This is a genomic window from Cryobacterium sp. TMT2-15-1, from assembly GCF_004402345.1.
GTDB lineage: Bacteria > Actinomycetota > Actinomycetes > Actinomycetales > Microbacteriaceae > Cryobacterium > Cryobacterium sandaracinum.
Genome location: NZ_SOGD01000041.1, coordinates 1 through 18,721, shown reverse-complemented (window position 1 = coordinate 18,721; position 18,721 = coordinate 1). Strand labels below are relative to the sequence as shown.

19 protein-coding genes and 1 pseudogene are annotated in these 18,721 nt (G+C 66.6%); 7 read left to right on the top strand and 13 right to left on the bottom strand.

Annotated features, from left to right (window positions below; genetic code table 11):
* Nucleotides 1-111 precede the first annotated feature (111 nt).
* The 3 genes from E3O62_RS11415 to E3O62_RS11410 are packed head-to-tail and all read left to right on the top strand — an operon-like array spanning nucleotide 112 to nucleotide 4,319.
* A complete protein-coding gene (locus E3O62_RS11415; protein WP_241973452.1) occupies nucleotides 112-2,214 on the top strand; it encodes a transglycosylase domain-containing protein in 2,103 nt (700 codons plus the stop codon).
* Nucleotides 2,215-2,233: 19 nt separating this feature from the next.
* Nucleotides 2,234-2,611 carry a PASTA domain-containing protein gene (locus E3O62_RS17155; protein WP_241973451.1) on the top strand — a complete coding sequence of 126 codons (378 nt, stop codon included), beginning with the start codon at nucleotides 2,234-2,236 and terminating at the stop codon, nucleotides 2,609-2,611.
* A 37-nt stretch (nucleotides 2,612-2,648) separates the two neighbouring features.
* The gene (locus E3O62_RS11410; protein ID WP_134398573.1) at nucleotides 2,649-4,319 is read left to right on the top strand and encodes an ABC-F family ATP-binding cassette domain-containing protein; all 1,671 of its coding nucleotides are present in this window, start codon (nucleotides 2,649-2,651) and stop codon (nucleotides 4,317-4,319) included.
* 109 nt (nucleotides 4,320-4,428) lie between these two features.
* Here the strand turns inward: E3O62_RS11410 and deoC are convergent, their stop codons facing one another.
* The 6 genes from deoC to E3O62_RS11380 form a co-directional block, all read right to left on the bottom strand.
* Nucleotides 4,429-5,142 carry a deoxyribose-phosphate aldolase gene (gene deoC, locus E3O62_RS11405; protein WP_134398572.1) on the bottom strand — a complete coding sequence of 238 codons (714 nt, stop codon included), beginning with the start codon at nucleotides 5,140-5,142 and terminating at the stop codon, nucleotides 4,429-4,431.
* 177 nt (nucleotides 5,143-5,319) lie between these two features.
* The gene (locus tag E3O62_RS11400; RefSeq protein ID WP_241973450.1) at nucleotides 5,320-5,703 is read right to left on the bottom strand and encodes a hypothetical protein; all 384 of its coding nucleotides are present in this window, start codon (nucleotides 5,701-5,703) and stop codon (nucleotides 5,320-5,322) included.
* Nucleotides 5,704-6,212: 509 nt separating this feature from the next.
* Nucleotides 6,213-6,887, bottom strand: a complete 675-nt coding sequence (locus E3O62_RS11395) for a hypothetical protein (protein ID WP_134393660.1) — start codon at nucleotides 6,885-6,887, stop codon at nucleotides 6,213-6,215.
* Nucleotides 6,888-7,138: 251 nt separating this feature from the next.
* The gene (locus tag E3O62_RS11390; protein ID WP_134393661.1) at nucleotides 7,139-7,852 is read right to left on the bottom strand and encodes a GAF and ANTAR domain-containing protein; all 714 of its coding nucleotides are present in this window, start codon (nucleotides 7,850-7,852) and stop codon (nucleotides 7,139-7,141) included.
* A complete protein-coding gene (locus E3O62_RS11385) occupies nucleotides 7,845-8,564 on the bottom strand; it encodes a GAF and ANTAR domain-containing protein (protein ID WP_134398570.1) in 720 nt (239 codons plus the stop codon). The genes E3O62_RS11390 and E3O62_RS11385 overlap by 8 nt, the downstream gene beginning before the upstream one ends.
* Before the next feature lie 92 nt (nucleotides 8,565-8,656).
* On the bottom strand, nucleotides 8,657-9,151 hold the full coding sequence (locus E3O62_RS11380; protein ID WP_134393663.1) for a MarR family winged helix-turn-helix transcriptional regulator: 495 nt from the start codon (nucleotides 9,149-9,151) through the stop codon (nucleotides 8,657-8,659).
* Between the two features lie 221 nt (nucleotides 9,152-9,372).
* On the opposite strand from E3O62_RS11380, the gene E3O62_RS11375 reads away from it, so the two are divergent.
* Both E3O62_RS11375 and E3O62_RS16595 read left to right on the top strand, forming a co-directional pair.
* The gene (locus tag E3O62_RS11375; protein ID WP_134393664.1) at nucleotides 9,373-9,633 is read left to right on the top strand and encodes a hypothetical protein; all 261 of its coding nucleotides are present in this window, start codon (nucleotides 9,373-9,375) and stop codon (nucleotides 9,631-9,633) included.
* 24 nt (nucleotides 9,634-9,657) lie between these two features.
* Nucleotides 9,658-9,795 (top strand): hypothetical protein, encoded by a 138-nt coding sequence (locus tag E3O62_RS16595; protein WP_166784544.1) that lies wholly within the window; start codon nucleotides 9,658-9,660, stop codon nucleotides 9,793-9,795.
* 258 nt (nucleotides 9,796-10,053) lie between these two features.
* On the opposite strand, the gene E3O62_RS11370 is transcribed toward E3O62_RS16595, so the two are convergent.
* Nucleotides 10,054-10,584 carry a pyridoxal 5'-phosphate synthase gene (locus tag E3O62_RS11370; protein ID WP_134393665.1) on the bottom strand — a complete coding sequence of 177 codons (531 nt, stop codon included), beginning with the start codon at nucleotides 10,582-10,584 and terminating at the stop codon, nucleotides 10,054-10,056.
* Between the two features lie 74 nt (nucleotides 10,585-10,658).
* Here E3O62_RS11370 and E3O62_RS11365 point away from each other — a divergent pair, with 74 nt between their 5' ends.
* Nucleotides 10,659-11,552 carry an NAD-dependent epimerase/dehydratase family protein gene (locus E3O62_RS11365; protein WP_134398569.1) on the top strand — a complete coding sequence of 298 codons (894 nt, stop codon included), beginning with the start codon at nucleotides 10,659-10,661 and terminating at the stop codon, nucleotides 11,550-11,552.
* A gap of 147 nt (nucleotides 11,553-11,699) precedes the next feature.
* Here the strand turns inward: E3O62_RS11365 and rbsD are convergent, their stop codons facing one another.
* The 6 genes from rbsD to E3O62_RS11335 all read right to left on the bottom strand — a co-directional run bounded on the left by rbsD (nucleotide 11,700) and on the right by E3O62_RS11335 (nucleotide 17,636).
* Nucleotides 11,700-12,083 (bottom strand): D-ribose pyranase, encoded by a 384-nt coding sequence (gene rbsD / locus E3O62_RS11360; RefSeq protein ID WP_134398568.1) that lies wholly within the window; start codon nucleotides 12,081-12,083, stop codon nucleotides 11,700-11,702.
* Nucleotides 12,080-13,003, bottom strand: coding sequence for a ribokinase (locus E3O62_RS11355; protein WP_134398567.1), 924 nt, complete (start codon nucleotides 13,001-13,003; stop codon nucleotides 12,080-12,082). Before E3O62_RS11355 ends, rbsD begins: the two co-directional genes overlap by 4 nt.
* Complete coding sequence (locus tag E3O62_RS11350; RefSeq protein WP_134398566.1) at nucleotides 13,000-13,944, bottom strand: substrate-binding domain-containing protein; 945 nt, start codon at nucleotides 13,942-13,944, stop codon at nucleotides 13,000-13,002. Before E3O62_RS11350 ends, E3O62_RS11355 begins: the two co-directional genes overlap by 4 nt.
* 74 nt (nucleotides 13,945-14,018) lie before the next feature.
* Nucleotides 14,019-14,990 (bottom strand): ABC transporter permease, encoded by a 972-nt coding sequence (locus tag E3O62_RS11345; RefSeq protein ID WP_134398565.1) that lies wholly within the window; start codon nucleotides 14,988-14,990, stop codon nucleotides 14,019-14,021.
* Between the two features lie 11 nt (nucleotides 14,991-15,001).
* Nucleotides 15,002-16,516, bottom strand: a complete 1,515-nt coding sequence (locus E3O62_RS11340) for a sugar ABC transporter ATP-binding protein (RefSeq protein WP_134398564.1) — start codon at nucleotides 16,514-16,516, stop codon at nucleotides 15,002-15,004.
* Between the two features lies 1 nt (nucleotide 16,517).
* Nucleotides 16,518-17,636 carry a LacI family DNA-binding transcriptional regulator gene (locus E3O62_RS11335; protein ID WP_241973449.1) on the bottom strand — a complete coding sequence of 373 codons (1,119 nt, stop codon included), beginning with the start codon at nucleotides 17,634-17,636 and terminating at the stop codon, nucleotides 16,518-16,520.
* A 548-nt stretch (nucleotides 17,637-18,184) separates the two neighbouring features.
* Between E3O62_RS11335 and E3O62_RS11330 the strand changes: the two are divergent.
* A pseudogene (locus E3O62_RS11330) lies at nucleotides 18,185-18,721 on the top strand (hypothetical protein); the annotation flags it as partial.

Here is an 18,721-nt window from a genome sequence, read left to right as displayed (position 1 = left end):
CCCCGTACGGCACTACCCCTGGCCCTGGACTGCACGGCCACGAGTTCGACCCGGAGCGATCACATCTTCTCTACGACCACCATCTCTTCCCACCACCGCACGTTTGGCAAGGTGCTCGGAGGGCTTCTCGGCTTTGTCGCAACCAGCGCCCTCGCCGGCATCCTCGCCGCGGCCGCGGTCACACCGGTGCTGGCCCTGTCGAGCGTGGCGGCCACGAACGCGATAAACGTTTTTGAGAATCTGCCCAGCTACCTCGCGATTGACCAGCTCTCGCAGAAGAGCAACATCTACGCCACTCAGACCGACGGCACCAACGTGCTGTTGGCCTCCTTTTACGACCAGAACCGGGTCGAGGTGGAGTGGGATGCGATCAGCCAATTCGTCAAGGACGCCGCCGTTGCCGGCGAGGACCCGCGCTTTTACGACCATGGCGGAGTCGACCTTCAGGGCACCGTCCGTGCCGTGCTGAGAACGGCCAGCGGCAGCGCCACCCAGGGTGGGTCGTCGATCACCCAGCAGTACGTCAAGAATGTGCTCGTTCAGAAGTGCGAGGTCCTCCAGGACAAGACCGATCAGGACGTCTGCTACCTGGCCGCAACCGAAACCACACCGGATCGCAAGCTCAAGGAAATGCGAATGGCGATCGGCCTGGAGAAGAAGTACACCAAGAACGACATTCTCCGCCAGTACCTCAATATCACCGGCTTCGGCGGCACGGTGTACGGCATCGAAGCGGCCGCGAACTACTACTACGCCACGACCGCCGCGACGCTGACCCTTCCGGAGTCGGCGAGCCTGGTCGCGATCGTGAACAACCCCGGCAAGTTCCAGCTCGACCACCCGGCCAGCGACACGAACGGAGGGGCGAATGGCTATGCCGCCAACAAGAGCCGCCGAGACTACATTCTCGGCGAGATGCTCACCCACGGCAAGATCAGCCAGGAACAGCACGACTCGGCCGTCGCCACTCCCATTGAGCCGATCATTACGCAGCCCAGCACCGGCTGCAAGACGGCCGGCTCCAACGCCTTCTTCTGTGCCTACGTCACCAAACAGCTTCTGCACGACCCGGCCTTCGGGAAGAACCAGGACAGCCGTCAGCTCAATTTCCGCCGCGGCGGCTACAGCGTCTACACCTCCCTCGACCTCGACCTGCAAAACGCGGCCGTGGCCACTCTGGCCGCGAACGTCCCCTCCACCTATCCCGGCTGGGACGTCGGCGGAGTGGTCACCAGTGTGGAGGTCGGCACCGGGCGGGTGCTCGCAATGGCTCAGAACAAGGACTACAGCCAGGATCCGGCCGTGCAATCGACCGGCGCCAACTACACCGCCATCAACTACAACACCGATTTCGACCAGGGTGGGTCCAGCGGCTTCCAGCCGGGCTCAACCTACAAGGTGTTCACGCTGGGCGAGTGGCTGGCGGAGGGGCACTCGCTCAACGAGCGGGTCGACTCCCGGCGCAAATCCGACTGGGGCGTCTTCAAGGACAGCTGCAACGGCAACGCGAGCTACGTCTTCAACCCGAAGAACGATGACAACGAGTCCGGCAGCAACTACAGCGCCCTCCAGTCGACGATCGGCTCCATCAACACCGGTTACATCGGCATGGCGAAGAAACTCGACCTGTGCGGCATCCGTAAAACCGCCGAAGCCTTCGGGGTGCATCGCGCCACCCTCGGCCCGCTGGCACAGGGACCGTCCTCCGTGCTCGGCACGAACGAGATCGCACCCCTCACGATGGCCGCCGCCTTCGCCGGAATCGCCAACGACGGCACGACCTGCACCCCCGTCGGCATCGACAGCGTCACCGGCCCGGGCGGCGCCGGGATCCCGATTTCCCAGTCCGATTGCACCCAATCGGTTTCGTCGGCGGTGGCCGCGGGGATGACATACGCGATGCACCGGGTCATGACCGAAGGCACCGCCAACCAGTCCTATCGAAACACCTCCCCGCGCGTTCCCATGATCGGCAAGACCGGAACCACCGACGGAAACAAGGACACCTGGATGAGCGGGGCCAGCTCCCGGGTCGCGACCGTCGCGGGCGTGGTCAGCGTCACCGGGTCGGACAACCAACGCCGGATCTACTTCGAGAGCGGGCAGGCCGCGACCGCCCGGCATCGGATGTGGCCTGACGTCATGTCGATCGCCAACGCCAAATACGGGGGGGGAAGCCTTCACCGAAGCATCAGCCAAGACGGTTCACGGTGAGCCGGTCGCCGTACCGGACGTGCGTGGCCAATCGCTCGCGAAGGCGCAGGCCGCCCTCGAGTCTGCCGGATTCACCGTCGTGGACGGCGGTGCCACAGCCTCCGAATTGCCCTCGGGCACGGTGGCCCGTTCGGCTCCGGCCGGCGGCACAACGGCCAGCCCCGATTCGACGGTCACCGTCTACACCAGCGACGCCACCCTGAAACTTCTGCCCGATGTCATCGGACTCAGTGAAAGCGTCGCTCGGGCCAGGCTCACCGGCTACTCCGTGGTCACGGTTGCCGAGATCATGACCGACCCGGAACAGGTCGGTAAGGTCAACGCAATGACGCCCCGTTCGGGATCCCTCGCGCGGGCTGGGGACACTGTCACCCTCACCGTGGGCGCACTCGGCTGACGCCCCGACGCGGTTGCAACAATGAGAAAATAGATGGATGAGCGCAACACTCGTGGCCAAGGGCCTGGCCGGCGGGTATGCACACCGCACCCTCTTCGACTCGCTCGACCTCACCGTCGCGCCTGGCGACGTCGTGGGCGTCATCGGCGTGAACGGATCGGGCAAGTCCACCCTGCTGAGCCTGCTCGCCGGCCTCGCCGAGCCCCAGTCCGGCACCGTCAGACTCGCCCCGGCCGATGCCTTCGTCGGCTGGCTGCCGCAGGAGCACGAGCGCCTGCCCGGTGAGACCGTCGCCGGCTACATCGCCCGGCGCACCGGCTGCGCCCAGGCGACCCTCGAGATGGACGACACGGCATCCGCTCTCGGCGATGCCTCACCGAGCCCGCGACCCGACGGCCTCGACCCAGCCGACGCGTACTCGGCCGCCCTCGAGCACTGGCTGGCCAGCGGCGCCGCCGATCTCGATGAACGGATGCCCGTGGTGCTCGCCGGCCTCGGCCTCACTTTCGGCACCGAGCTCGCCGAGCACACCCTGATGACGTCCCTGTCCGGCGGGCAGGCCGCGCGGGTCGGACTGGCCGCCCTTCTACTGTCGCGCTTCGACATCGTGCTGCTCGACGAGCCCACCAACGACCTCGACCTCGACGGCCTGGAACGCCTGGAGTCCTTCGTCACCGGCCTCCGCGGCGGCGTCGTGCTCGTCAGCCACGACCGCGAGTTTCTGGCCCGCTGCGTGACGCGCGTGCTCGAACTCGACCTCGCCCAGGGCGCGAACCGGGTCTTCGGCGGCGGCTACGACTCCTACCTGGAGGAGCGCGAGACCTACCGCCGGCACAAGCGCGAACACTACGACGAGTTCGCCGAGAGGAAGGCCGACCTCGTGGGCCGGGCCCGCACCCAGCGCGAATGGTCGAGCCAGGGCGTGCGGAACGCCATGAAGAAGGCGCCCGACAACGACAAGATCCGACGCAAGGCATCCGCCGAGTCCAGCGAGAAGCAGGCGCAGAAGGTGCGGCAGCTGGAGAGCCGCATCGCGCGCCTCGAGGAGGTCGACGAGCCGCGCAAGGAGTGGCAGCTCGACTTTGCGATCGGGTCCGCGCCCCGCTCGAGTTCGGTGGTGTCCACGCTGAGCAACGCGGTGCTCCACCAGGGCGATTTCACCCTCGGCCCGGTGTCGCTGCAGGTCAACGCGGGTGAGCGCATCGGCATCACCGGGCCGAACGGGGCCGGCAAGTCCACGCTGCTGCGCGCGCTGCTGGGGCATCAGGTTCCGGATGCCGGCACGGCCAGCCTCGGTACCAGCGTCAGTATTGGCGAAATCGATCAGGCCCGGGCCCAACTCGATGGCACCCGACCCCTCGCCACCAGCTTCGAGGAACTCGTGCCCGATCTGTCCACGGCCGAGGTGCGCACCCTGCTCGCAAAATTCGGCCTCAAGGCCGACCACGTCAACCGTCCGGCCGCGGACCTCTCCCCCGGCGAGCGCACCCGTGCCGGCCTGGCGCTGCTGCAGGCGCACGGCAACAACCTACTGGTGCTCGACGAGCCCACCAACCACCTCGACCTGGCCGCCATCGAGCAGCTCGAGCAGGCCCTCGAGTCCTATGCGGGCACGCTGCTGCTGGTCACCCACGACCGACGGATGCTGGCCAACGTGCACACGGATCGGCACTGGCGGGTGGACAACGGCCAGGTGACCGAGGCGTAGGTGAGTGGCCCCTATCCGATTGGTGGAGTCGCTGCCAGGCCTCGCGGACGACCGCCGCGAACCCAAATCCGTGATCCCTCACGGCTGTCAGGCGCCTCTCATCACGGACTCAGTAGCCGTCGGCCGGTCCTACCGGGGTGGCCCCAGCGAGCAGTGCGGCACTGCCGGAGACGCCGAGTCGGGTCGCGCCGGCAGCGATCATGGCCAGGGCGTCATCGAAGCTGCGCACCCCGCCCGACGCCTTCACCTGGGCCCGATCGCCCACGGTCTGCTTCATCAGGCGCACCGCGTGCAGGGTCGCCCCGCCGGCCGGGTGGAAACCGGTGGAGGTCTTGACGAAGTCGGCACCCGCGTCGACGGCGGCCTGGCACGCGGCGACGATCTCGGCATCGGTCAGGGCCGCGGATTCGATGATCACCTTGAGCACCCCGGGTGCGGGAATACTGGCCCGCACAGCCGCGATGTCGGCCTGCACATCGGCGAACCGGCCGGCCTTGGCAGCACCGATGTCGATGACCATGTCGATCTCGTCGGCTCCCTGCTCGATGGCGAGGGCGGCCTCAGCTCCCTTGATGGCGCTGTGGTGGTCTCCGCTGGGGAAACCACAGACGACCGCGACCTTGAGCTCGGCGCCGGCGGGGATGCGCAGCGGCAGCATCGACGGGGAGACACAGACCGAGTAGGCGCCGAGCTCGATTGCCTCGGCAATAAGCGCGGTCACGTCACCGGCGGTGGCCTCGGGCTTGAGAAGGGTGTGGTCGATGAAACGGGCGACGCTCGCGGCGTCAAGGGAAATGGTGGGCGTGGAACGGGTGGTGGTCATGGTGGTGCGTCCTTAAATGGTGACGAGTCTCGCGGGACCTCGGGCCTGCTGCCCGATCCGCCAAACGCCTCGATTTACACTACGCGTCCCCTGCTGACAGGCCCCGGTGGTCGACGTGTCGTCCCCGCTCAATGGGCGATTTCGACACGCTCGATCACCGGCAGCCCGGCCTGTCGGCTAGCGGGAGTGTGGTGCGAATCGCGCCATCCACCCGGCGATCGGTCGCTGCTGCTCACCCTGTTGCGCGGCGAGCACGATCAGGATCGCCGTGAGAGCGGGCGTCACCCACTGCAACACCCGCTGCTGCCGCTGCGCCGATTCGAGTTCCGCAGGCACACCGGGACCGGCTTCTGTGATTCCGGCGGTGGGCTCCCCCGCATGATCGCTCATCTTCTTGCCGAGAATCTCCGAGTACAGCGTCGTGCCCGCGGCCACACCGGTGAGGGCGAGTTTCACGATCGTGTTGATGCGGCCTTCCGGCTGGCCGGCCAGTCGCGCCTGGTTCCCCAGAATCAGGCCCACGCCGCCCACGCCGTGGGCTACGAGAGCTGCGACCTGCACCGGCGCCCACCTCTTCCACCCCTCACTCGCCAGAACCAGGCGTTCTCGGGGATCTTTCGCAGTCGAAGCGCTCCCATTCAGCCCGACAGCGCCCATCAAGGCGCCCCCAGCCCACAGCGCCAACCCCACATCATGCAGGCTTCGAACAACGGTATTGCGTCCAGTCACGGAGTACTCCTCTTGGTTCGATTCGTCTTCCCGTACGGGTGCGTACAGGGATAGGTGCTATCTGTGACGGTTGCCGAGACCGATATCTCATGCTCCAGTGCCGACCACTGTGGACTGTCTCAGCTACTTCCCAGTTTTCGGCATCGCGGCCTTCCCCTGCGGGCTGCGCAGGTACTTGGTGACCAGGGTCAGGATTACGGGGATGTACTTGAGCAGGCGCGCCATGGCGTTCTCATTTCTGTTCGAAAAAGTTTGGTACGAGAGTGCGGTAGCGGCTGGGCAGACCTGCGCCCGCCCAGCCGCCCCGTGCAGGTTGGCGGACGGGTGTTAGGTGCTCGGAGTCAGCGGCCGAGTGCTTCGCGGTCGACGCGGCGGTGGAACCGCATTCCGGCGAGTCCGCCGACGATTGCGCCGACGAGGCTGATCAGGACGATGACGATCGCGGTGACGATGCTGCCTGCCGTGAGGCCTTCCGGATTGAGCGGGATGCTGGGCAAGCTGTTCAGGTTCCCCAGAATGTTGAGTTCACCGCCGGCAATGACCCCGAGGATCCCGGCGACGGCAGCGATCACGATCGCCCAGACCCAGACCGCGATTCCCTGCTTGATTCCGTTGAAGCGGGCCATCCGACCGGCGACGTAGCCGCCGCAGAAATAGGACACGAGTACCACAACCGCGAGCACAATCGCTCCGACCAGTGCGATGGTGCCGGCGTTCTCGGCAGCAGTTCCGGCAGCTTGATCCGTGGAATCGGCCCCGCCCAAGCCGACTGCGGCTCCAACCGCAGCGAACAGGGCGGTGAGGATCACCGCGGTCCCGGTGGCGGTGAGCCAGCCGAAGAAGGCCGATCCCCACTTGATCCCGCCGAAGCGGGCCTCGTCGCGGCCGACAGCCTTGTCACGGCCGGCGACCTCGTGGCGGTTGGTCGCCCCATCGCCCGCGGATACCGCGGCGTCGGAGCCGTGGTCGTCGATGTTTCGCTTCATGTTTGAACCGGATGAGTCGTATGTTGCCATGTCGATATCTCCTCTACTGATACAGGTATGAAACTCAGAGAGTCAGGACGACTGCGCTCAACCGCGTCACAGGAGAATCGATGAAGCGGACGCGATCGGAGCGTGTCCCGCCGAGACAGAATCTGTCCACAACGAGGATCTCTTAACATGTAGTCGTATTTCGGAGGGTGTTCGTCACAGAAATCAGACAGGCAATTTCGCGCTCCTGGCGGATTCAGTCGCTCCGAGAGGCGCGGGGGGGGGTCTCCCGGCTAGATGACAAGGGTCTGGTCGACCAGCCCCTGTGCAACCTGGGACAACAACAAGTGGTTACCGCGAGCGTGATTCCGCAGCAACGCGAATGCGTCCTCCATCGAGACTCCGCGGGAATGCGAGATCACGCCTTTGGCCTGCTCGATGAGGACTCGGGAGTTCAACGCAATCGTCAATTGCTCCCGCACCGAGTTGCTTTCTCGGAGCGTGCGTTCCTGCAGAATCCCGATCGTGGCCACAGCAGCCAACGCCTGGGCCGCGCGAACATCCTGTTGACGCAGGGCGCCGGGAACAGTGGACAACAGGTTGAGGGCGCCGATGGTCGTCTCACGCAGCCGCAACGGAATCGCATGGACCGCAGCGAAACCCTGCTCCCTGGCGCTGTCCCGAAACCGCCGCCACGCGGGCGGGCTGTCCTCCACGTCCGGCAGGGACACGACCGACCCGGTAATGAAACACTCGACACACGGGCCCGCCCGAGCGCTCAGTTGCATCACCTCGACAAGCCTGCTGGCTTCGCTGGTGGAAGCGACAACTTCGAGCTCTCCGTTTTCGTCGGCCAGGAGAATACCTGCCGCCGCAATATCGAAGAGCCCGGCGCAACTCTCCACCAGTGTCTGGAGGAGCTCCACCACGTCATAACCGGCAACCAGGGTGTCAGCGAGGGTCGCGAACGTTTCGATCAGGCGGTCTTCTCTCGTTTCATCAATCATGAGACCCTTCGATCTGGTTTTCATTCACCGCAAAAGTCAATTGCCGGTCGATGATCTCCTCCGCTATCTCCTGCACAGATCGGCCGACGGCGAAGGCATGGCCCTGGATGATCAGACGGGCATCCAGGGCAGAGATCCCCAGTTGGGCCAGCACCATGCCTGTGGCCTGATGCACCTCACGTCGGGAGAATTGTTTGCGCGTGTCAGTTTCACCCTGAATGTCGCTCTGGGACAGCCGGATGGCTCGAGCGAGAACGAGACGGCTGACGACGGTCGCGAGGGCTGCAGTGCGCTGGATATTCAGATCACTGAGATGACTGGGCCGACTCGTGTACAGGTCGATCGCCCCGATGCGCAACGGCCCCAGCGACAAAGGAAAAGCGAAAAGCGCGCCCAGATCATCGGCGATGATTGCCTCCGAGAACGCCGGCCAAACCCGGTTCGGCCGTTCGCGAATGTTCGGCTCGAAAACCGGCGCCCCGGTTTCTAGAGCATCCCAACACGGACCCTCACCCAGATCGAATTGCAGCTCGTCCAGCCGAAACGATTGGGCGTCGCTCGCCGAGATTGTCTCATCAGGGAGAAAGTCACCGAACGTCGAGATTGACACCCCATCCACTGGCAGTGCCCCGAGGAACGGTTCGAACAGGCGGGACTCGCTACCTGCCAAAGCGGACAATGCCTTTTCGGCAACTGCAAATTGATCACGCATGGCAATCCCTCCTGCGATTCTCTCTGCTGCTCCTTGTCAGACGTGGCCAAGTCATCTTCCGAACGTACTCCGCCACGTCCGGAGCAGGAGGCTCAAGAAGCCTTCACAACCGATATTTGAGTTCCAGCTAGTCCTTCTTCCAGGTCGTAGCCAAGCGCCGCAGCGATATTCAGCAGCTGCGCCTCGAGAAGTTCCTGTTCAGGACTCGACATTTTTCTCTGAGCTTCGGCGATCCGTGCACGAAAATCACCGTAGATGCTATCCATCAACGTCTCGCCCGTCGCAGTCAGCTCCAGGAACAGGCTCCGCCGGTCATCCGGGTTGGCAACTCGGCGTACGACATCCCGGGCGACCAACCGGTCAGAGATCGCGGTGACCGCACCCATCGAGAGATCTGTGGAACCGGCCAAAATCTTCGGTGTCACCCGGCCCGCTTCCGAAATTCGAAAAAGAACCCGTATCTCAGAACCCGTGAAGCCATCCTTAGCCGCCATCCCGGCACGCGTCTTGTCCAGCGCCCGAAGCAGAACGACCACCGCAGCAGCAACACCCTCGAGAACCTGGACGGAGCCATTTTCCTTGAACATGGTTTCCTCCCGACATCAACGAAAAGTACTCAACTGGAACTGCGGCACATTTCCGCCTCCACCCTATCGACGACGTGCATCATCTTCCAACATAAAATAGTTTGAAATCCAAACTGATCGCTATATATTACGTTCCGACGCCAATTCTTAGGGCATCGTCCGATCTCTGCTGAACCACCACGTGGCGCTTCAGGGTCCGCTGAGAGACAGGGTCTATTTCCATGAACGAGTACCGTCTGACCGTGAATGGCGACCGTTACGTTGTCGACACCGACGATGACCTGGCAGCATGGAAAACCTCCGTGGCCGACGCGGTACAGCGCGGTGGCGGATTCATCAATGTGATCAATTCCGCCGGGTTCTTGACTACGCTTCTGATCACCCCGAACTCGACCGTCACCCTGCAACGAGTCCGCTCCCAACGACCGGAACCGTGGACGCAGCTTCTCGCCGAGGAGGCCTTCACCTACGAGGACTTCTAGCTACCCGACCTGGTATCTCCTGCTGTGGACCTGCTGGTCGCGCGGCAACCTGTCCCCGGCAAGTCGAACGCGCTGATCTCAGCACGGACCCACGTGACCACGCCCTATCTGATCACGGTCGACGCGGACACGCTGCTGCATCGGAAGACCCGGCGCCAGTGATCTCCCGGCTTCGATCCGCCCCGGCAGACGCTGCGCCGTTCACGGAGGTGCCGGCGACCATCCCTCGGAATCGGCGCTTGTTCCAGAGCCGCCGGGTCTTCGGTCCTCTCGGCCTGGTAGTGCGGCGCATCGGTTCGGCTACCTGGCCGAGCTGCTCGGATACCCGGTGCCGGGCACCTACGCGTCACTGGTCGGCGATATGCAGTTCCTTGCCTGGCCGCCCGCCGCTGGAAGTAGTCGCTCTCAGCCCCAGCGCGCTCAGCCCTCGGCGGGAATCAGGTAGCGGTGGCGCACGTGCCGGCGGCTGGGGTCGGCCTGCCAGAATTCGACCTCGACCGGGCGCAGGGCATACAGCTGCCAGGTGGGGTTCTCTGATCCGTCGGCGCCGGGCCGTTCGGACCAGTCGGCCGCCGAGGCATCCGTCGACAACTCGGTGACCGGGCCGACCACGCGCACCTGGCGGCCCAGCGCCGACCAGAAGAAATTCATCGCGGCCAACGGATGCTCCGTCAGCTCCCGGCCCTTGCGCGACGCCCGCGAGGTGGCGAAGTGCCAGCCCTCGGCGTCGAGATTCTTGAGGATGAGCATGCGCGACGACGGCATGCCCTCGGCGCCGACGGTCGCCAGGCTGAAGGCGTGCGGCTGGGAAACCCCAGCCGCGAGGGCCTCATCAAGCCAGGACCGGAACAGTACAGCCGGGTCGAGTGGAGCCGACGCCGGGTCGAAAATCGGTAGATCGACGGGGAAATCCGGCAGGGAACGCAGCATGCTGCGGAATGATTCGCTCACCCACCGAGCCTACTGCGCCGACTGTCAGCGTTCAGAGAGTGCCGCTAGCGTTGGAAGCAGACAAGAGGAGCGAGATGACGGTACTCATTGCAGGATGCGGGGACCTCGGCACGGAGGTGGGCCTGCGTTTCGCGGCGCTCGGGCACCGGGTGGTGGGGTTGCGCCGCAACGCGGCCGTTCTCCCCGCCAGCATTGAGGGCCAGTCCGTCGACCTCAGCGCGCACCAGCCGGTCGTGCCGGCCGACACCGAGATCGTGATCGTGGCGATCGCCGCGGGCGACCCCAGCCCCGCGGTCTACCGGGCGGCCTACGTCGACGGTCTGCAGAACCTCCTCGACGCGCTCGACGAGGCCGGCGTCACGCCCCGCCGCGTGCTGCTGGTGTCGTCGACCGCCGTCTACGACGTGTCCGACGAGAGCTGGGTCGACGAGCAGACGCCCGCCAACCCGAGGCCGGGCACCGACGCCATTCTGCTCGAGGCCGAACAGATGCTGCACGCCCGCATCCCCGCGGCCGTCGTCTTCCGCCTGTCGGGCATCTACGGCCCCGGCCGGGAGCGCCTGATCACCCAGGTGCGGAGCGGCCGCACCACCGCGTCGGCCTCGGCCCGCCACACGAACCGCATCCACCGGGATGATGCCGCGGCCGCGATCGTGCACCTGATGCTGCGGGAGGAAGCACCGGCGCCCCTCTATCTCGGCGTCGACAGCGCACCGGTGCGCGGCGGTGAGGTGCTGGCGTTCCTTGCCGAGGAGCTTGGACTGCCGGCCCCTATGCCCGAGGCACCCGGCGCTCCCGGCGCAACGACGGCCGCGCCCACTCGGCCCGTCCCGCGGGACAGCCAGCGCGGAGGCGACAAACGCCTTCGCAACCAACTGCTGCTGGGCACGGGTTTCACGTTCAGCTATCCGACCTACCGCGAGGGCTACCGGGCCGTGCTGGCCGGCCGGGGCATCCGTCACCCGTAGCTTGACCGGGTTCAGTGTGAACCAATTCGACGGAGATTTTCGTTCAGAACGGCCTTTTCGTGGGCTCACGGCCGATCTGACCAAAATCTCCGTCGAATTCGTTCAGGAACGAGGCGCCGCGGAACGAGGCGCCGCGGAACGAGGCGTCTAGAACGAGACGCCGCAGACCAGCGCCGCGTTCGCGAACGGCGTCGCCTCCCCCGAACGGATGAAGAGCTTCGCCGAGGCCGACAGGTCCTTCAACTCGGCGTGGCTGATGTACTCGATCGCGTCGAACCGGTCGGCCAGCCAGACCCCGGCAGGGGCGGTTTTCGCCTCCTCCGCGACCACGCAGCTCTGGAACACCATCTCCTCGAGCAGGGCATCGAGCACCTGCTCGAAGCGCGGCACACCATGCACGAGCGCCAGGTCGATCACGGGAACGCCGGCCGGGATCGGCATGCCGCAGTCCGCGAGGAGAACGATATCCGTGTGCCCGAGGCGGGCCAGGGCGCCGGAGAGGTCGGCGTTCAGGATGCCGCGGCGCTTCATGCGCGCACCAGCGGCAGCTCGTCGGCCAGGGACGGATACGACGTCTGCGTGCCGCGCGACTGCACCGCGAAGGCACCCACGCGCACGGCCCGCCGCACGGACTCGGACAGGCTCGACCCGGCCGCGAGCTGCGCGCTGAGGGCGCCGACGAATGCGTCGCCGGCGCCCGAGCTGTCCACGGCAACGACCCGTGGCGACGCCAGACTGTGGGTGCCGTCCCGGTCGGCGCAGATCGCGCCCTTCGCACCGCGGGTGAGCACGACCGAGGGAACGCCCCAGTCGAGGAGCCGGGCGACGAGCTCGGCGTCCTCGGTGGGGATGACCATTTTCGGGGCGAGCTGCGCGAGCACGAGGGCAGCCTCGTGCTCGTTGACGACCAGCGGGTCGGCCCGACGGATGCTCGCGGCATCCAGTTCGATCACGGGCGCCAGGTTCAGCACCACCCGGCCGGTGGCCAGCCGCATTGCCGCCATGATGCCCGCCGCGGGAATCTCACCCTGGAGCACCACCACGGCGGCCTCCGCGATGACGGTCGCGCTGGCCTCGACGGCCTCCGCGCCCAGCAGTGCGTTGGCGCCGGGGATGATCACGATGGTGTTTTCGCCGTCGGCGGCGACCGTGACGAGTGCCAGGCCGGTCGGGCCGTCCACCGCGCGCACATTCGACAAGTTCACTCCGGAGCGGGTCAGGATCGCAGTCGCGACCTCGGCCTGCGGATCCCGGCCGACCAGGCCGACCAGGCTCACCGCGGCACCCAGTTGGGCTGCCGCGACGGCCTGGTTGGCGCCTTTCCCTCCGGGGAGGAACTCCATCGACGTTCCGATGAGGGTCTCACCGGGCAGTGGGTGACGTTCGATGGTGATCAGCTGGTCGACGTTGATCGACCCGACGACGACGACCGTGCTGGTGGAGTAGCTCACTTGGTGAAGTCGCCGACATTCGTCTTCGTGACGGAGACGACCTCGACCGGAACGGTCTTCTCGATCGTGTCGCCGGCGATGGCCTTGATGGCCAATTCAACGGCGAGCTTGCCGAGTTCGGCCGGCTGCTGAGCAATAGTGGCAACGAGGGTGCCGGCCTCGATGGCGGCGAGTCCGTCGGCTGTGCCGTCGAAGCCGACGACCGCGACCTCGGTGCCGGCCCGCGACCCGAGCGCCTGGATGGCGCCGAGCGCCATTTCATCGTTCTCCGCGAAGAGGCCGGTCGCGCCGGGGTTGGCCTGCAGCAGGTTGGTGGTCACGTCGAGCGCGGCGGCGCGGTCGAAGTTGGCGGTCTGCTTGGCGACCACGGTGATGTTCGGGTAGGCCTTGATGCCCTCTTCGAAGCCCTGGCCGCGGTCACGGCTGGCCGAGGTGCCGGAGACACCCTGCAGATGGATGACGCTGCCCGTTTCGCCCATGGCCTTGGCGAGGGCGTCGGCAGCCTGGCGGCCACCGGCCACGTTGTCGCTGGCGACGAGTGAATTTAGGTCGGCGCCGTTGACCGTGCGGTCGACCCCGATGACCGGGATGTCGGCGCTGAGGAGGTCGTTCACGGCGGAGGCGGCGGCGTCGGAGTCGACCGGGTTCACGATGACGGCCTTGGTGCTGCCGGAGGCGGCGGTGGCGAGCTGATTGGCCTGCGTGGCCGAGTCGTTCTGGGCGTCGACGATGTTCAGCTGCACGCCGGCCTCATCGGCGGCAGCCTGCGCGCCGTCCCGCAGTTCCACGAAGAACGGGTTGTTCAGAGTGGAGAGGGCCATCACGATCTTCGTGCCAGACGCCTCGTCCCCGCCGCCGCGGCCGCAGGCCGTGGTGCCCGCCAGAATCAGGGCGGCGGTGGCGGTCAGTGCCGCGATTTTGCGAAATGAGGAGGACTTCATTGTGTATTCCTTTGTGGTTATTGATGGGTGAGGAGAAAGGTAGAGGGGGTGACGGATGTCGGCCGCCGGCCTGGTCAGCTGCTGCGGGTCTTCCGGCGCAGCACGTCCACGCCCACGGCGAGGGCGATCACGAGGCCGATCACGACTTGCTGCCAGAACGACGTCACGTTGAGCAGGTTCAGGCCGTTGCGGATGACGACGAGCACGAGGGCGCCGACGAAGGTGCCCGAGATTTTGCCGAGGCCGCCGGCGAGCGAGGCGCCGCCGATCACGACGGCCGCGATGGCGTCGAGTTCGTAGCCGGCCGCGGCCTGCGGCTGCGCGGAGTCGAGGCGCCCGGCGAGCAACAGCCCGGCGAGGGCGGCGAAAAGTCCGGCCAGGGCGAAGACGGTGACCAGGATGCGCTTGACCGGCAGTCCCGACAGCCGGGCGGCTTCGGCGTTGCCGCCGACCGCGTACATCGAGCGGCCGATCACGGTGCGGTTGAGCAGGAAGGAAGCGACCAGGGCGGCGAGCACGAGGATGATGATCGGCATCGGCACCGGACCCAGGTTGCCGCCGAGGAAGGAGACCTCGGCCGGCATCTTGATCGGGCGGCCGTCGGAGATGACCAGGGTCAATCCGCGGGCCACGCTGAGCATGGCGAGCGTGGCGATGAAGGAGGGCAGTTTGCCGTAGGCGTTGGCCAAACCGTTGATGGTGCCGGCCAGGGCTCCGACGAACAGACCACCCAGGAGGGCGATCCAGCCGGGGAGGCCGGCGCTGGCGAACATCCAGCCCGACGACATGGCCGACAGGGCCGCCACGGCACCCACCGAGAGGTCGATCCCGCCGGCCACGATGACGAAGGTCATCCCGAAGGCCAGCACGGCAACCGTGGATACCTGGATGCCGATGTTGAGCAGGTTCTGCGCGGTCAGGAAGTCGGGAGTAGCGATGAACAGGGCGAGGCAGAGAACGACGAGGCCGACGAGGGCGCCGTTGTTGGCGAGGAATTTCTTGTAGTCGAAGCTGCGGTGCTTCGCCGGCACGGTTGTGGTGGACATGGCGTGGTTCCCTATCTCTGTTCGTGATTCTCGTCGACATCGCGGGCGGCGAGTGTCATGACTGCGTCTTGGGTGGCCTCGGCGGCGCTGAGCTCGCCGGCGATCCGGCCGTCGCGCATCACGAGGATGCGGTCGCTCATGCCGAGGATCTCCGGCAGCTCGCTGGAGACCATCAGAATCGCTCCCCCGGCCGCCGTGATCGCGTTCATCAGTTCGTAGATCTCGACCTTGGCCCCCACATCGACGCCGCGGGTGGGCTCGTCGAGCAGCAGCACCGTGGAGGCGGCGATGATCCAGCGGCCGAACACGGCCTTCTGCTGGTTGCCTCCGGAGAGTGCGCCGATCGGCTGGTCGATGGTGTGCATCCGGATGCGAAGTTTCCTCGCCACGTCGCCGGCCCGGCTGCGCTGGCCGGCGAAGTCGACCAGGCCGAGCTTCGCGGTGGCGGCGAGCGTGGCGTAGCCGAGGTTGTCGTTGACGGATGCGTCGAGCACCAGCCCCTGCCCCTTGCGGTCTTCGGGCACGTGCCCGATGCCCGCGGCGATTGCCGCCGGGATACTGCCGTTCGGCAGCTGCCGGCCGCGCACGGCGACCGTGCCGGAGGTGTATCGGTCGGCGCCGGCGATCGCCCGGATCAGTTCGGTGCGTCCGGCGCCGACCAGGCCGGCGATGCCGAGCACCTCGCCGGCCTTCACGGTGAAGCTGATATCGCTGAACGAGCCGGTCGAGGTGAGGTTCTCGACCGTCAGGATCTCGGGTGCCTGGCTGACGTCGCCGGTCACCCGCGGGAACTGGTCTTCGATGTTGCGGCCGACCATCAGCTTCACGAGGTCGTCTTCGGGGGTGGAGGCCGGCACCTCGGCGATGAACTCGCCGTCGCGCAGCACGGTGACGGTATCGCCGACCTCGGCGATCTCGTCGAGGTGGTGGCTGATGAACAGCATGCCCACCCCACGGCGGCGCAGGTCGGCCATCACGGCGAACAGGCTCTCGGTCTCGTGGCGGGTCAGCGCCGCGGTGGGCTCGTCCAGGATCAGGATGCGGGCGTTGATGCTCAGCGCCTTGGCGATCTCGACCAGCTGCTGCCGGGCGATGCCGAGGTCGCCGACCAGGGTGTCCACGTCGACGTCGAGGCCGATCAGGGCGAGGGCGGCACGCGCGCGGTTGCGCAGGGCGCTGCGGTCGACCAGGCCGTGCTTGGTGGGCATCCGCCCCAGCATCACGTTCTCGGCGATGCTCATGGTGGGAACGAGGTTCAGTTCCTGGTGGATCGTGGCGATGCCGAGTTCCTCGGCCGCGCGGGTGGTGGGCAGGGTGACTGTCTGCCCGTCCACCACGATGTGACCGGCGTCCGGCTGGTACACCCCCGCCATCATCTTGATCAGGGTGGACTTGCCGGCGCCGTTCTCGCCCAGCAGTACCTGCACCTTGCCGGCGTAGACGCTGACGGTGACGTCTTTGATGACCGTCACCGGTCCGAAGGTCTTGCCCACGTTCTGCAGGGTGACCAGTGGTTGTTGACTCATGTCAGTTCTTCCTCGGGCTCGGCCCGGATGCGGGTGAAACGGCTGCGGGTGAATCGGGCATGCCTGAGATGGGCGCCGAGGACGACGCCCGGATGATCAGCTCGCTGGGCAGCACCACCGATTCGGGGGTGCCTCCGCCAATGACCTCGAGCAGCATCTTCACGGCGATCCGGCCCATGTCCTCGACACTGTGCGAGATGACGCTGAGCGCCGGGTCGAGCAGGGCGAACCACTCGATGTCGTCGAACGCGATCAGGGCCACGTCCCGGCCGATGCGCAGCCCGCGCTTGTGAAGAATGGCGATCGCGCCCACGGCCATCGGGCTGTCGGCGGCGAGCAGGGCGGTGGGCGGCTGGCGCAGTTCGAGCAGCGCGTGCACGCCGGCCGAGCCACTGGCGGCCTGGAAGTCGCCGAAGTAGACCAGCTCGGGGTCCTGGCTCAGGCCGAACTCGGCCACCGCGCGGGTGAAGGCGGCGAACCGGTCCCGGCCGGTCGAAATGGCCTGCGGGCCCGAGATGTAGCCGATGCGGGTGTGGCCGGCCGCGGCCAGGTGTGCCACAGCCTGGCGGATGCCGGTTTCGCTGTCCGTGGTCACGCTCGGCACATCGAGGCCGTTCACGGTGCGGTCCACGAAGACGGTCGGGATCTTGCGTTCGATCAGCGAACGGATGCTGCCGCTGCCGTCCCCGAGCGGTGCCACGACGATGCCGTCCACTCGCCTGGAGATCAGGGTGTCCAGGTACCGGTCCTGCTGTTCTTTGCGCTCGTTCGCGTTGCCGAGCAGCGTGACATAGCCGGCAGCCAGGGCGGCCTGTTCGACCGTGTGGGCGAGGTCGGCGAAGAAGGGGTTGCGCACATCCGACACCAGCAGGCCGATGGACTCGGTGTGGGTGCTGCGCAGGGCGCGCGCCTGGGCGTTGGGCCGGTAGTCGAGCTGGGCAGCCGCCGCCGCTACGCCGGCGCGGGCCTCGGGCGACGTGGCCGGACTGCCGGAGAGAACCCGGGAGGCCGTGGCCACGGACACGCCGGCCAGGGCGGCGACATCCTTGATCGTGATGGCAACCATGTTCACCTCTTCGTGTTCGTGCGGGTACCGATGTAGTCGTGGAATCGTTTCCATGGAAACGATTCCATACTAGGTCCCTGCGTGGGCCGCTGTCAACGAGCCCGGAGAAACAGTGCAGCGAAGTAGCATGCCCGGTACGGCGCGGAGGAGACCATGGAGATTCAGCGAGATACCTACAGAGACGGCACCCTTCTGGGTCTGCTAGAACTCGGACGGATCCATCCAAAAGTCACAGACCTGCCGGTAGCGGACCTGTCGGCGGGGCGACCCGCGTCAGTCCTGGGCCTGTCTGCGCCTCGAAGTCGCGGCCCCGTCGGCGGTCAAGCCCGTCGAGAACCGGCGAGTCAGTCATCAGGGTTCCCGTGCCACACCGCACCTCCCGGCACGCGTTCGGTAAAGCGGGCGCACGTGAGAGGATCCGCCGTCGTCCCCAACCTGCGCCACGGCACCGAACGTTGCTGCCGGGCAGGCCGCCGGCTCAGCGCTGACTCGGTGGCGCCGCGCGGCCAAACAGCCGTGCTGCTGAACAAAGATACGAAACTGCTATCCACAAAAGGTGAGTGACACTCGCCTACGTGTGCTCCTTAAAGTATCCTCATAACATGACGAACCTCGCGGATGACCTCAGGCAGGCGGCCGACGCCGTCGCCCTGCTGGGCTCCTCGAGCGCCGACCTCGCGGCTCTTCCCGACGCCGAGGCTTTGGCCGGCCAGAAGCGGATCGCCCGCGCGCGCCGCCTGCTCGACACCTATGCCGCGTTGATGGCCGCAACCATCGCCCGCCGGTCCCGCCCGGAACTCGGCCACTCGGGGCTGGCCGCGCAGCAGGGGTTCCTCTCGCCCGAGGCCCTGATCCAGAACTGGACCGGCTCATCCAAAGGTGACGCGTACAAGCTGGTCGCGGTCGGCACGATGATGGCCGACACCGAGGCGGCCGACAAGCTGGTCGAAGAGGCGCTCTCGACGCTCTCGACGCCCGACGCCGACGCCGACGCCGACGCCGATGCTGTCGACGTCGCGGCGTTCGCCGCGAAGGTGCCCTGGCAGGCGCCGATCGCCCGGGCCGTCACCGCCGGCACGCTCTCGGTTGACGCGGCCGAGGCGATCCGGGCCGGGCTCGGCCAGATCGACGCGGCAGTT